Source organism: Leucobacter komagatae, from assembly GCF_006716085.1.
Lineage (GTDB): Bacteria > Actinomycetota > Actinomycetes > Actinomycetales > Microbacteriaceae > Leucobacter > Leucobacter komagatae.
In genome coordinates this window covers 139537-153055 of record NZ_VFON01000002.1, presented here as the reverse complement: position 1 = coordinate 153055, position 13519 = coordinate 139537, and the positions used below count along the sequence as shown (strand labels likewise).

The 13519-nt window shown below is 66.4% G+C and carries 10 protein-coding genes; 5 read left to right on the top strand and 5 right to left on the bottom strand.

Going from position 1 to position 13519, the window contains the following annotated elements:
* Nucleotides 1–54 precede the first annotated feature (54 nt).
* On the top strand, nt 55–1095 hold the full coding sequence (locus tag FB468_RS15505) for a glycerophosphodiester phosphodiesterase family protein (protein ID WP_141888623.1): 1041 nt from the start codon (nt 55–57) through the stop codon (nt 1093–1095).
* 328 nt (nt 1096–1423) lie between these two features.
* Here FB468_RS15505 and FB468_RS15500 read toward each other — a convergent pair whose 3' ends face one another.
* The gene (locus tag FB468_RS15500) at nt 1424–2482 is read right to left on the bottom strand and encodes an asparaginase domain-containing protein (RefSeq protein ID WP_246055995.1); all 1059 of its coding nucleotides are present in this window, start codon (nt 2480–2482) and stop codon (nt 1424–1426) included.
* 118 nt (nt 2483–2600) lie between these two features.
* Here FB468_RS15500 and FB468_RS15495 point away from each other — a divergent pair, with 118 nt between their 5' ends.
* Nucleotides 2601–5207 (top strand): ATP-dependent helicase, encoded by a 2607-nt coding sequence (locus FB468_RS15495; protein ID WP_141888621.1) that lies wholly within the window; start codon nt 2601–2603, stop codon nt 5205–5207.
* Between the two features lie 88 nt (nt 5208–5295).
* On the opposite strand, the gene FB468_RS15490 is transcribed toward FB468_RS15495, so the two are convergent.
* The 4 genes from FB468_RS15490 to FB468_RS15475 are packed head-to-tail and all read right to left on the bottom strand — an operon-like array spanning nt 5296 to nt 9602.
* Entirely contained in the window at nt 5296–6528 is a 1233-nt protein-coding gene (locus tag FB468_RS15490) for an Nramp family divalent metal transporter (RefSeq protein ID WP_141888619.1), read from the bottom strand.
* The gene (locus FB468_RS15485) at nt 6528–7451 is read right to left on the bottom strand and encodes a Gfo/Idh/MocA family oxidoreductase (protein ID WP_170219796.1); all 924 of its coding nucleotides are present in this window, start codon (nt 7449–7451) and stop codon (nt 6528–6530) included. The genes FB468_RS15490 and FB468_RS15485 overlap by 1 nt, the downstream gene beginning before the upstream one ends.
* Before the next feature lie 54 nt (nt 7452–7505).
* Complete coding sequence (locus FB468_RS15480) at nt 7506–8570, bottom strand: dihydrodipicolinate synthase family protein (RefSeq protein WP_141888615.1); 1065 nt, start codon at nt 8568–8570, stop codon at nt 7506–7508.
* Complete coding sequence (locus tag FB468_RS15475) at nt 8571–9602, bottom strand: NAD-dependent epimerase/dehydratase family protein (RefSeq protein WP_141888613.1); 1032 nt, start codon at nt 9600–9602, stop codon at nt 8571–8573. It lies immediately after the preceding gene.
* 241 nt (nt 9603–9843) lie between these two features.
* Here FB468_RS15475 and FB468_RS15470 point away from each other — a divergent pair, with 241 nt between their 5' ends.
* From FB468_RS15470 to sucD, 3 genes are all read left to right on the top strand, one after another.
* Nucleotides 9844–10971 carry an ROK family transcriptional regulator gene (locus FB468_RS15470; RefSeq protein ID WP_246055993.1) on the top strand — a complete coding sequence of 376 codons (1128 nt, stop codon included), beginning with the start codon at nt 9844–9846 and terminating at the stop codon, nt 10969–10971.
* 299 nt (nt 10972–11270) lie between these two features.
* Nucleotides 11271–12437: an ADP-forming succinate--CoA ligase subunit beta gene (sucC, locus tag FB468_RS15465; RefSeq protein WP_141888609.1), complete on the top strand. Its 1167-nt coding sequence runs from the start codon at nt 11271–11273 to the stop codon at nt 12435–12437.
* A 34-nt stretch (nt 12438–12471) separates the two neighbouring features.
* Nucleotides 12472–13374, top strand: coding sequence for a succinate--CoA ligase subunit alpha (gene sucD / locus FB468_RS15460; protein ID WP_141888607.1), 903 nt, complete (start codon nt 12472–12474; stop codon nt 13372–13374).
* The last annotated feature ends 145 nt before the right edge of the window (nt 13375–13519 follow it).

Below are 13519 nucleotides of genomic sequence, written 5' to 3'. Positions count from 1 at the left end.
CTGTGCACTGTGTTCGCTCACGGCGGTGAGGAGCGAGGCTCTAGGCTTGTACGCATGGCAGAAATCGTGGCGCAGCCACTCGTGATCGGGCACCGCGGCGCCCCGGGGTACCGTCCTGAGCACACCGAGTCGTCGTACCGGCTCGCGTGTGAACTGGGTGCAGACGCCGTCGAGCCCGACGTTGTGGTGACCCGTGACGGCGTGCTGGTGGTGCGCCACGAGAACGAGATCTCTGGGACGACTGACGTTGCCTCGCGCAAGGAGTTCAAAGCCCGGCGCACAACGAAGACCGTCGACGGCGTGCGAATGACGGGCTGGTTCACCGAAGACTTCACCTGGGCAGAACTCAAGACACTGCGGTGCGTCGAGCGCTTGAAGCGCATCCGCTCGGACAACCGCGCGTACGATGGGCAGGAGCCGATGCTGCGCCTGCGCGATGTCTTCAAGATCATTGACGAAGAGAGCACACGCGGGGGCCGGGAGCTTTCCGTTGTGCTCGAGGTGAAGCACGCCGAGTACTTCCGCTCGATCGGTGTTGACATCGCCGCCCTGATTCAGGACGAGCTGGGTCTCACGGGCTGGGCGAACAGACCCGAGCGCCTGATTATCGAGTGCTTTGAACTGGGCGTGCTGACGAGGCTTCGGCAGGCCGGGGTTCGCGCGTCGTATGTGTTTCTCGCCGAGCAGCTCGGGGCTCCCGCTGACGAGGTCGCTCATGCCGACCTGCGGGGTGGGAAAGCGAACAGCTACGAGTGGTACCGCAGCAACGATGGGCTCGACTTCCTCCGGTCGCGCGTCGACGGCATCAGCGTCGACAAGGGCAGCCTCATCCGTACGAACGCGATTGGGCTCGCGGCGGGGCCGGCTGACCTTGTCGACCGTGCGCACGAGCGCGGGCTGCGCGTGTTCACCTGGACGCTGCGCCCGGAGAACCGGTACCTGAACCTGAGGTTCCACTCCTCGCTCAGCGGCGCGGAGTGGGGCGACTGGCAGTCTGAGTTCTCGCTCATCCTGTCGTCGGGAGTTGACGGCATCTTTGTTGACCACCCCGACCTCGGTGTCGCGGCCAGGGAAGCTGAGCCGCGCCGCGCATAGGGGCCGCGCCACAGGCCCACCGCCGGCGCACCGTCAGCTCGTCCGCCGCCCAACGCACCTCCCACACCGCCGCCACCCAGCGCACTGCCGCCCAACGCACCTCCCGCACCCCAAACACCTCATTTTTTCGAGTGCACATCCTTTGTTGAGCAAAAAGGGCACGCACTGGCGCATTTGAGGTGGTGGCGGTGGTGGCGGTGGTGGCGGTGGTGGCAGTGGTGGTGGTGGTGGTGGCAGTGGTAATTGTGGTGGTGGGTTGAAACGGTGGTGGTGGAAGTGATTGTGGTGGTGGCGACGGTCTCGGCGCGGAAGGGCCAGGCGCTATTGGCTAGGCGGAGGCATCCTCACGCCCGGCGGCGCGCGTTGACGTCGCCCGCCTCGACGGCTCCGAGCATTCCCCAATGAGGTTCATCGGAGTAAGGTGCGCGATCTCTTCGGCGCTGAAACCCCTGTCGAGCAAGTACCCGAGCTTCGCGATTGCCGCCTCAACCGTGAGGTCAGCCCCCGCGATTACCCCAGCCGCAGCCATCTGGCGCCCGACGGCGTAGCGGTCGGTGTCGACGCTGCCAAGCGCGCACTGTGTGATGGCGACGACGGGCATCTGCTCGCTGATGGTGCGCAGGGCATCGCGCATTCCGGGCTTCGTCATAGGCGCATTGCCCGCGCCGTAGCACTCGAGCACCATGGCCGCGGCACCGGTCGATGCCAGCGCGAGGAGGTCGACGGCGGCAACACCCGGGGTGAACCGAACTGAGACCACGCGCGCGTGATCCGCTCGCACGAGCGCCGCGTCCTCAGGGCTCCCCGGCAGGCCGCGCGGCCCGACACCGAGGTCGCGCTCTGCGCGGAACGCCGAGAGTGCCTCCGCGTCCGACTTCGTCGCTCGCACCGCGGGGAGGATCTTGCCGCCGAACGCAATCGCGACGGGCGCTGTCGGGCTTGCCTGCGTGACCGCGCGGATCGCGAGTTGCAGGTTGTCGAACGCGTCGGTCGGGCGTGCCCCATGGGCGAACTGGCTCCCGGTGACGACGACGGGAACGCCGAGCCCCGAGAGCTCGAACGCGAGCCGCGACGCCGTGTACGCAAGCGTGTCTGTGCCGTGCGTGACGACTACACCGCTCGCGCGCATCGCCCCCACGCGCGCCTTGAGCGCACGCGCGATCTTGGGTGCGGTCTCCTCGTCAGCGTTCGCGCTGTCAATGGCGGGTTGCAGCTGGTTCACGCGAGCGCGATACCCGTAGCGCGAGGCCACGCGGTCTGCGCGCTCTTCGAGAATCTCGAGGAAAGCGGGATCGGGTTCGAGACCGTTTCCGACATCGTGCATCCCGATGGTGCCGCCTGTGGCGAAGATGAGGATCGTTGGCAGCTCGGGCGGTGTCTTGCGCATCCTCCCATTGTCTCGCATTGCTCGCGCCTGTGCGCGCGGCGTGCGGAGCGCGGTCACGGGAGGATCGAGGTGAGCTCACACGCGCAACGTCTGAGGCCCCGCCTACACTAGAGACACGATGAGTGAGTTCGAGCTTCTTGACCCCGGCGCAGGGCTTCCCAGCGCGCAGCCTTCGGATGGCGTTGATCCGCTGCTTGACGGATTGAACCCCGAGCAGCGGCGCGCGGTTGTCGCTCGCGGCCCCGCCCTGCTGATTGTCGCGGGCGCCGGGTCGGGAAAGACCCGCGTGCTGACGCATCGCATCGCCCATCTCATTCGGGAGAAGGAAGCGTGGCCGAGTCAGATCCTTGCGATCACGTTCACGAACAAAGCCGCGGCGGAGATGCGTGAGCGTCTCGGCGGGCTGCTCGGCACGGGTGTCGAGGGGATGTGGGTGTCGACGTTCCACTCGGCGTGCGTGCGCATCCTGCGCCGCGAGGCCGAGCGCTTCGGGTATGTCTCAGGCTTCACGATCTACGACTCTGCGGACTCGCGGGCCCTTCTCAAGCGAATCATCAAAGACCTCGACGCAGATACCTACGGCTTCACGCCGGCGAACACGAGCGCCAAGATCTCGAAGCTGAAGAACGAGCTCACTGACGCGTCAGACTACGCCTCGACGATGAACGCGTCTGACCCGCGCGAACGCATCTTCACGGAGATCTTCACCTCCTACGAGCAAGAACTGAAGCGCGCGAACGCGTTCGACTTCGACGACCTCATCGGGCAGACGGTGCAGCTGTTCCGCGCGCATCCCGACGTCGCCGCGATCTACAAGCGCAGGTTCCGCCACATCCTCGTCGACGAGTACCAAGATACGAACCACGCGCAGTACTCGCTGATCCGCGAGCTCACGAAGAGCGTCGAGCCCGAGCAACTCGCGACGCTCGTGCCGCCTGTGCGAGAGCGCGAGCTCGACGGGCTCGGCCGTATCCCAGGCGCGAGTCTCACTGTTGTCGGTGATTCCGACCAGTCCATCTACGCGTTCCGCGGGGCCGACATTCGCAACATCGTCGAGTTTGAGCGCGACTTCTCGAGCGCCGAGGTCGTGAAGCTCGAGCAGAACTACCGCTCGACGCAGAACATCCTGAGCGCGGCGAATGCCGTGATCGGTAATAACTTCGACCGCCAAGACAAGAAGCTGTGGACGGCGGAGGGCGACGGTGACAAGATCGTCGGGTTTACCGGCTACTCGCAGCACGACGAAGCGCGCTTCGTTGCCGAGGAAATCGAAGATCTGCACCGCGACGGTATGGCCTACGGCGACATCGCCGTCTTCTACCGCACGAACTCGCAGACCCGAGCGCTTGAGGAGCTGCTCATCCGCTCAGCGATCCCGTACCGGGTGCTCGGCGGCACGAAGTTCTACGACCGCGCCGAGATCAAGGACGCGATGGCGTACCTCACGACTATCGCGAACCCGTTCGACCCGATCTCATGGTCGCGCATGCTCGGCACCCCGAAGCGCGGCGTCGGGCCCATGGCTGAGGCGCACCTCGCGAACTTCCAAGAGGCCGAGGGCGTCTCGTTCCATCAGGCGATGGAGCGGGCAGAAGAGATCCCTGCCCTCGGCCCGAAGATCCGCACGACGGTAGTCGAGCTCGCCGACATGCTGGCGCGAGCCACCGCGATGGCGCTTGGCGGTGGCGTAACCGACGTGCTACCCCCAGTTGAGGAAGAAGCTGACGCGGAGGCCGCTGAGGCCTCGCAAAAGAAGCCCGCGCCCGTCGCAGACGTGCTGAAGCTCGTCCTCGACTCGACCGAGATGATCGAGAAGCTGCGCGCGAAGCGCGACCCGCAAGACGACGCGCGAGCCGAGAACCTCGAGGAACTCCTCGCGGTTGCGCGAGAGTTCGACGCGCAGCAGCCCGGCGCTGGCCTCCTCGCGTTCCTCACCGAGGTATCGCTCGTCGCCGCGGCAGACGACCTCGACGACCAGAGCGGCACGGTGTCGCTCATGACGCTGCACACCGCGAAGGGCCTCGAGTACCCCGCCGTCTTCATCACCGGCGTTGAAGAGGGGCTCATCCCGCACCAGATGTCGGTCGACGAACTCGGCGGCATCAACGAGGAGCGCAGGCTGATGTACGTCGGGATCACGCGGGCCCGGCAGAAGCTGTACATCACGCTCGCGTCGACGCGAGCGACCTTCGGTGACGTCGCCGTCGCGATGCCATCACGGTTCCTCCAGGAGATCCCAGAAGCACTCATCGAATGGCGCCAGTCACCGGGCGAGGTGACCGGCCGTGGCGGCACGGCGTCGCGCGCGCTCAACGCTGGCCGGGCGCCTGGCGCAGGCGGATCCTCAGGGGCCTCGTGGGCTCGCAACCGGGATTCGCAGGTGTCTTTCGGCTCGGGTGGCGGGAGCGGCTCGGCCGCGGTCGCCGAGCCGGCGAGCGGCAACATGCAGTCCTCGCTCGATAAGTGGCGCGAGCGCAAGCGGCTCGCGAAGGAAGCGCAGGCCGCCGGCGGCGGCTTCCCGAACACGATCGTCGGGAGCATCCGCGATAACGGAGACCTCGAGCTTGCGATGGGGGATCGGGTGCGCCACGACGAGTACGGTGAGGGGCGCGTGAATGCAGTCACGGGGGCCGGAACGAAGCGCGTCGCGCACGTCACGTTCGATAGCGTTGGCGAACGCAAGTTGCTCGTGAAGCTCGCACCGATCGAGAAGCTCTCGGAGTAACCGAAGCTGCAAAAACCGACGATGCCCGGTCAGGGCTGGGTCTCAGCAAAGACCCGCCCCGACCGGGCATCGCGCGTACTGTTTGGCGTCAGCCAGCGAGCTTGACGACGTAGCTGCCCGCGAGGAACAGCAGGAACGCGAGCCCGAAGAGCGCGAGCACCAGCTGCGGCGTCTTGATGCGCAGCGCGCCGCGGTCGCGGTGCCTGCCAAGGAACACCATGACGGCGCCGATGAGGGGCACGACGATGATCGTCACGGCCTGCGCCGTGATGATGAGCTGGATCGGAATGCCGCCGAACACCGTCGCGATGACGCCGCCGAGCACGATGACGAGGGAGATGCACGCTTTGACGGGCGCCGACGCAAGCCCGCCACCGTCGATCTTGAAGACGCCCGCGAGCATCGAGCCGCCGATCGTTGAGTTGCCAAGCAGTGACGAGAACGCCGCAGCCCACAGCCCGATTGCGAAGAGCCACACCGCCCACGAGCCGATCGGCTCGAGGATCTGGGCGAGCGCTGCGGGGGAGTTCGCCTCGATACCGGCGGGGTTGAGCGTCGCAGCGGCGGCGATCATGATGACGGTCGACAGTGAACCGAGGATGAGGGTGCCAAGCACAGCGTCGCGGCGGGCGAGCTTGAAGTCGCCGCTCGTCCAGCCCTTCTCCCGGACAAGCTGGATTTGGTAGAGCGCACCGACGATCGAGAACGTTGTCGCCGCGAGACCGACGATGAGCGGAATCGACCCCTCAGGGATCGACGGGACCAGGCCGCCGACGACTGCTCCGAGATCAGGCTTGCTCACGACCGCTGTCGTGATCATCGCGACGAGGAGCACGATGATCACGACGACCATGAGCTTCTCAAGGGCGGGGTAAAACTTCGGAATCCACACGAAGATGAGGCCGATGACGGTGAAGAGCACGGCGAAGAGCCGGGGGTCGCCGCCGAACAAGAGCTGGCCCGCGGCGCCCGTGCCCGCCGAGTTGCCCGCCTGGAACGAGGTCACCACGAGGAACGAACCGAGCCCGACGATAACCGCAACGATGCCGGTCAGGCGGTGGGCGACGGTGCCGAGGATGCTCTTGTCTGTTGTGAGGCCAATGCGCACGCCGATGTTCACGAAGCAGAGCATGAGGATTGTGGCGATCACGGGAACCCAGATGAGTTCGTAGCCGAATGAAGCGCCCATCGCGCTCGCGGTGGCGATGGATCCCGGCCCGAAGACGAGCGCCGCCGTAATGAATGCCGGACCGATGGAGCCGAAGAACCCGCGTTTGGGTGAGGCCCCCTGTGTCGGGGGTGTGGCGAGAGTGGAGGTCATCACTGACTCATTTCTGTGTGGTGTGTTCCGCGCAGCGCCTGTGCTGCGCGGATGGTGTTCGTGGCGACAGCTCGTGCTGATTCCCACGGCGCTGTCGCGCGACCGCCCCGGGTGTTTTCAAGCAGGGCCGCCGCGAGCTCCGCGAACCCAAGTGAATCGTGCGGGTGCGGAAACTCGAGGCTTACCGACAGTGTCCCGGTCGAGGTGAAGACGTCGAGGGCGTAGCGCTCTGGGCCCGGTGTCCCTGTGACAGTCATTCCGAACTGCACCTCGCGCCGGCCCGGCACGGCGACGGTTCCAGCAAGCTGGGCCGTCTCCTCCGACGCGCTGCGCGAGCTCGGAGAACGGTGCGTCCACCCTGAGACTTCACCTGTGAGCTCGGCGCCCGGGAGCACGGCTCCCAGCATCTCCCACGCATGGACGCCAGCCGTGACAAGCGTGCCGCCGCCGCGTGCCGGATCGTCCTGCCACGCCCTGTCGGGCGCAAGGAACATCTCGATGTCGTGCTGGGCGAGCACGCGCACGCCCCACACCTCGCTGTCCGCGACCCGCGCCGCGAGGGCGCGGAGCTCAGGCGCAAACCTGAGCACCGAGGACGTGCCGACCCGATCCTGATCGACGGCGATCGCCGCCTCCCACGCCGCCAGCTGCGCCGCCGTGCCCGCAACAACCTTGTTCGCAAAGACAACCGCGTTCGTCGCTGCGAGGAGTTCGCTCACGAACGGGGCGGTCTCGTGCGGGCGCGCGGTGAGGATCACGAGGTCAGGCTGGGCGTCAGCGAGCGCCGCCAGGGTGGGCGCGACCTCGCAGCCGAAGCGCTCTGCGAACGCGGTCGCGAGCGCACCGTCGGAGTCGTAGACGCCCACAAACTCGACGGGGGAGCCCGCGTCGCGTAGCCGTGCGAGATTGCTCGCGTCGCTCACCGGGTGTGAGTGCGCAAGTCCTGCGAAGGCAATCCGGATCGGGGACATGGTGCGCTACCGCAGCCAGGTTTCCAGGTGCTCGGCGATGAAGACGTCGTCACCGAGATCGGGATACGCGAGTCGCACACGGCGGATTTCATCGGCCTGGCGAGGAGACAAACCCTCAGTAGGGTCGAGGCACCAGACGCCCTCGAAGAGACCCTGCTGGCGGAGCACCTCGTGCACGCCAGCGATAACGCCCGCAAAGTCGTTGGCCGGGTCGAACACCGCCTGGTTGAAGTCGACCATGTCCGCGCTCGCGCGGTTGAGCGCGGCGAGTGCGTCGAGGTCGCCATCGGCTGCACGGTGCGCCTGTTCGAGGAGGGCGACCGCCGCGCGCGTACCAACGGCCCACTGGCCGAGCAGGCCGCCGACGAAGCGGAGCGTGGCGGGCCCGTCGGGGGTCGAGACGTGGAACTCGGACTGCAAATCGGACACGATCGCGTCGTCGTTGCCCGTGTAGAGGGCAATCTCGTGCGCGCGGCCGGATTCGGCGACGCCGCGGACGAGTTCGAGGGTGCGGTACCTATCGAATGGCGCGGCCTTCACCGCAACCACGGCGGGGATCGCGGCGAACTCCCGCCAGAAGTTGCGGGAGAGTGTCGGACCGCCAATCGCGGTCTGCAGGTAGAAGCCGACGAGGGGAAGCACCTCGCCGATGGCGCGTGCGCGCTCAAGCAAGGACTGCTCGGTCGCCCCTTCGACCCGCGGGCTCACGAGCACGGCGTCGTAGCCGAGGTCGCGCGCGAGTGTGGCCTCAGAGACCGCCTGGGCGGTGTCGCCGGTGACACCGGCGATGCGCAGTACGCTGTCGTCGCCGTGCGCCGCGATTTCCTCGGCGGCGAGCCGCAGCACGGGCTCGAAGAGGTTGTGCTCTGGATCCCGAATCTCGAACTGCGTCGTGTGCACGCCGACTGCGAGCCCGCCGGCGCCTGCTGCGAGATAGTAGCGAGTGAGCGCGCGCTGGCGCCGCTCGTCAAGCGTCCGCTCGGCGGTGAGCGCGAGCGGATGCGCCGGGATGACAGCGCCCCGGTTGAGGGCTTCTCGTGCGGCGGGGCGAAGGAAGGGCGCCGTGGACATCTAGAACTTCCCGTCTCGGACGGCCCACTTGGTGGGCTTTGCGGTCATCGGCAGGTTGGCCTCGATCCACTGCGCCTGCCACTCGATGAGTGTCTGCGCTGAGACCGACGGGTAGCCGAAGAGCGCCATGCAGCGACTCGAGTCGTTGAGGAGCGCCGTCGGCTGGGGCTCTCCAACGATCGTGACAGCGCGCCCGAGTAGGCCGCCAAAGCGCTGCGCCACGGCCTCAACCGACAGCGTCTCGGGGCCCGTGAGGTTGATGGTAAACACGTCCGTGGATGCGTGGGTGAGGCTCCGCAGCACGACCTCGTTCGCGTAGCCCTGCCAGACAACGTTGACGTTCGCGGTGTCGACGGACACGGGCTCACCCGCGTGCACGGCCGAGCCGATATCCGCGAGCACGCCGTAGCGGAGGTCAACCGCGTAGTTCAGGCGAACGATCGAGACACGGGTGCCGCGTTCCTGCGCGGCGAACTCGAAGACCCGCTCGCGGCCGAGGCACGACTGCGCGTACTCGCCGATCGGCGCCGGTGCGACGTCCTCTGAGGCGCCCCCGGACGAGGCGGGGACGAACGGGTACACGTTGCCCGTCGAGAGTGCGGCGATGGCGCTGTTCCTGTAGCGGCGGGCGATGCGGTCGGGCAGAGCGGCGTTCACCTCCCACGCCCACGAGGGGCTTGTCGCGGCACCGAACTTCGCGCCGACCATGAAGACAACGTTCGGGGCGTCGGGGAGGGCGTCGAGGCTGTCATTCTCGACGAGGTCGAACGGGATCACCTCGACGCCCGCCTGCGCGAGTCGTTCGCGGACGCTCGCCTCACCGAATCGCGAGACCGCGTAGACGGTGTCGTGCTCGCGGCCGGCCGCGTTCAGGGCGTTGCGTGCGAGGACGGCGAGCGTCGGCCCCATCTTGCCGCCGGCGCCGAGGATCACGAGGTCGCCCGCGCCCTTTGCGAAGTCTTCGACGAGGCCGGCGCTCGGAGCGACGAGTCGCGCCTCAAGCTCGGCTTCGGATGTAAAACCCTGTGACATTCTCGATCCTCCATTGGTTCGTTCACGAGCGATTCGCTTGAGAGAAATTAAACACTACAGTGTGATAATTCGCAATCTGCGTGATTTGGACTAGGTAATCCAAGGGAATGTCTCGCTTCGAATGTGTTACAGCAGTGACAAAAGCCCCGAAATCTGCCTTGTTCGTGTAAGAACTTGGCTAGGATGAGGCCACCGCGCTGCGCCCCGCAGTGAGGAAGCGGCGATGCTTGGAGGTGCGATCGTGGAAGATGCCGTTTCGCAACCAATCGCTACCCGAGTTGCCATGCGCCTGCGCGACCACGGGCCTGATTCGGTCAATGGGCTCGCCGCAGCCCTGGAGCTCTCGCGAACCTCGGTCGAAAACGTGCTCGGGTCGCTGACGGCTGCGGGTGCCCTGACCCGCACGACAGCGAGCGGTGCGGGCGTAGGGCGCCCCTCCCGCTGGTATGGATTCGTAGCCGACAGTGGGTACGTTGCGGGGGTCGACGTAGGCAACGCGACAACACGCGTGGTGATCTCGGACCTGGCCGGTGAAGTGCTGGCGGACCACGTTGGCCCGGGCGTTGGGGGCTTCCCCGACGGGGTATCCAAGCTCGACAGTGTGACGCAGCAGATTCGCGAGGCCTTCGAACGCCCCGGACTTCCCATCGGGAAGCTTCGCGCGGTTGGGCTTTCGCTGCCGGGAATCGTGAACGAGACGGGCAGCGTGCTTGCGTCGGTGGTCATCCCAGAGTGGACGGGCGTGGACATCGGCGGGCGACTGCGTGAGGTTCTTGGCGTGGAAGTGGCGGTCGATAACGGTGTGAGGCTTGCGGCGGTTGCTGAGCACCACCTCGGCGCAGCCCAGCTCGTGAGTGACGTGCTCTACCTGTCGGTTGGCAACCGTGTTGCGATGGGCTTAATCATTGATGGGAAGCCTCGCCGCGGGGCACACGACGCTGCGGGGGACATCGGCCGCCTCGCTGTCCCCGGGGTTGATCCAACGACCGGGCAGCTGGGTTGGGCGCGCGCGGGGAGCGCGGCTGAGCTGTTTCAACTGGTTCGAGACGGCGACGCGGCCGCGGCCCGCGAACTTACGGGGTTCATTGACCAGCTCGCTCGCTCCCTCGCCACGCTCATCATGGCCGTGGATCCGGGAAAGGTCGTTATCGGTGGCGGGCTCTCCCGCGCCCGCGAAGCATTCATGGAGCCGCTCAGCGCCGCGGTCGGCGGGCAGATCCGGTTGCCGTTTGAAGTTCCTGTCGTCGCTGCCCGCCTCGGTGATGAGGCCGCCGCGCACGGGGCTCTCGTGCTTGCGTTTGGGCGCAAGGCGAAGGAGATCTACGGCATTGGGGGAATGAGCGTTCCGCGAATCTCCCCGCTCGTGTAGTTGCCTCAGTTTGTAAGCGGTTCGCGGGGAGCCGGGCCGTGTCGCGCAAAGTCTGCGATTTCCCGGGGTGTAAGGGTGCCGATTCGCTCGGATCGCTTGACGCGGGCCCCAGAATCTGCGGGTTTAGTTGCCGCGAGCGGGGTCTGCGCAAGGCGCCGCGTCGGGCCGCGCGCGCACCTGGGTACCGAGGCGGGAACTAGTGACATAGCGGTGTTAGACTGGCAAACGGTCGACATTTCTCTCGACATCGAGACATTTTTGCCTCGGGTAACCAAACATCCCAAGCAGAAGGACAGTACGTGGATCTGTACGAGTACCAGGCACGCGATCTTTTCGAACGATACGGGGTGCCGGTGCTCCCCGGCATCGTCGCTGACACCCCCGAGGAGGTGCGTGCAGCAGCCGAGAAGCTTGGTGGCGTCGTCGTCGTCAAGGCTCAGGTGAAGGTCGGCGGTCGCGGCAAGGCAGGCGGCGTGAAGGTCGCAAAGAACCCCGACGAGGCGTTCGAGGCTGCACAGGCCATCCTCGGCCTCGACATCAAGGGCCACACCGTCAACCGCGTCATGGTTGCCGCTGGCGCTGACATCAAGGAGGAGTTCTACTTCTCCGTGCTGCTCGACCGAGCAAACCGCTCCTACCTGTCGCTGTGCAGCGTCGAGGGTGGCATGGAGATTGAGGTGCTCGCAGTCGAGAAGCCCGAGGCTCTCGCGCGCATCGAGATCGATCCGATCGCAGGCATCGACGCAGCCAAGGCTGAGGAGATCGCACGCGCGGCGAAGTTCCCGGAGGAGCTCGTCGGTAAGGTCGTGCCCGTATTCCAGAAGCTTTACGAGGTGTACGTTGGCGAAGACGCAACGCTCGTCGAGGTGAACCCCCTCGTGCTCACGGGTGAGGGCGACATCGTCGCGCTCGACGGCAAGGTCTCGCTCGACGAGAACGCTGATTTCCGTCAGCCGGGCCACGTCGAGCTCGAGGACAAGAGCGCAGAGGATCCGCTGGAGGCGAAGGCCAAGGCGCAGGACCTCAACTACGTGAAGCTCGACGGCGAGGTCGGTGTCATCGGAAACGGTGCAGGCCTTGTGATGTCGACCCTCGACGTCGTCGCATACGCGGGCGAGAACCACGGCAACGTGAAGCCCGCCAACTTCCTGGACATCGGCGGCGGCGCATCGGCTGAGGTCATGGCCGCTGGCCTCGACGTCATCCTTGGTGACCCGCAGGTGAAGTCGGTCTTCGTGAACGTCTTCGGCGGCATCACCGCGTGTGACGCCGTCGCAAACGGCATCGTCGGCGCACTCGAGAAGCTCGGCGACGCGGCAAACAAGCCCCTCGTTGTGCGCCTCGACGGCAACAACGTCGAGGAGGGCCGTCGCATTCTCAACGAGGCGAACCACCCGCTCGTGACCCAGGCCGCCACGATGGACGAGGGCGCCGACAAGGCCGCCGAGCTCGCCAACGCACGCTGAACCGCCCCCTGGAACTAGAAGGAATTACAGAACTATGTCGATCTTCCTGAACAAGGATTCAAAGGTCATCGTCCAGGGCATCACCGGCGGCGAAGGCACCAAGCACACCGCGCGCATGCTCGCGGCCGGCACCCAGGTCGTTGGCGGTGTGAACGCCCGCAAGGCCGGCACCACCGTGTCGCACGTGGACGCCAACGGCAATGCCGTCGAGCTCCCCGTGTTCGCTTCGGTCGCAGAGGCGATGGAGGCAACCGGTGCTGACGTGTCGGTCGCGTTCGTTCCGCCGGCCTTCACGAAGGACGCTGCGATTGAGGCTATCGACGCGAGCATAGGCCTCCTCGTTATCATCACCGAGGGCGTGCCCGTAAAGGACTCGGCTGAGCTCTGGGCTCACGCTAAGGCCACCGGCGGCAAGACCCGCATCATCGGCCCGAACTGCCCCGGCATCATCACCCCGGGCGAGGCTCTCGCAGGCATCACGCCTGCGACGATCACCGGCAAGGGCCCGATCGGCCTCGTGTCGAAGTCGGGTACCCTCACCTACCAGATGATGTACGAGCTCCGTGACCTCGGGTTCTCGACCGCGATCGGTATCGGCGGTGACCCCATCATCGGCACCACGCACATCGATGCGCTCGAGGCGTTCGAGAACGACCCCGAGACCAAGGCGATCGTGATGATCGGCGAGATCGGCGGCGACGCTGAGGAGCGCGCGGCTGAGTACATCAAGGCGAACGTGACGAAGCCGGTCGTCGGCTACGTTGCCGGCTTCACCGCGCCCGAGGGCAAGACGATGGGCCACGCTGGCGCAATCGTCTCGGGCTCGGCTGGTACCGCGCAGGCAAAGAAGGAGGCCCTTGAGGCCGCAGGCGTGAAGGTTGGCAAGACCCCGACCGAGACCGCTGAGCTGCTGCGCGCTGCGTTCGCACAGCTGTAAACGCGCAGCGTTTACAGGCGAACCAGCGCCGACGGCCACTGCGTCGGGCGTTCGCACAGCTGTAAACGCGCAGCGCACTACGCACAGGACCCCGTCGGTACATGCCGGCGGGGTCCTTTGTGTACTCGCGCTCAACCTCGCAGTC

What these genes read in the sequence shown, in the direction of transcription:
- FB468_RS15500 (WP_246055995.1), bottom strand. Translation starts at nt 2,482, where the DNA reads ATGCGCAAGACACCGCCCGAGCTGCCAACGATCCTCATCTTCGCCACA.
- FB468_RS15490 (WP_141888619.1), bottom strand. Translation starts at nt 6,528, where the DNA reads ATGACCTCCACTCTCGCCACACCCCCGACACAGGGGGCCTCACCCAAA.
- FB468_RS15505 (WP_141888623.1), top strand. Translation starts at nt 55, where the DNA reads ATGGCAGAAATCGTGGCGCAGCCACTCGTGATCGGGCACCGCGGCGCC.
- FB468_RS15480 (WP_141888615.1), bottom strand. Translation starts at nt 8,570, where the DNA reads ATGTCCACGGCGCCCTTCCTTCGCCCCGCCGCACGAGAAGCCCTCAAC.
- sucD (WP_141888607.1), top strand. Translation starts at nt 12,472, where the DNA reads ATGTCGATCTTCCTGAACAAGGATTCAAAGGTCATCGTCCAGGGCATC.
- FB468_RS15495 (WP_141888621.1), top strand. Translation starts at nt 2,601, where the DNA reads ATGAGTGAGTTCGAGCTTCTTGACCCCGGCGCAGGGCTTCCCAGCGCG.
- FB468_RS15475 (WP_141888613.1), bottom strand. Translation starts at nt 9,602, where the DNA reads ATGTCACAGGGTTTTACATCCGAAGCCGAGCTTGAGGCGCGACTCGTC.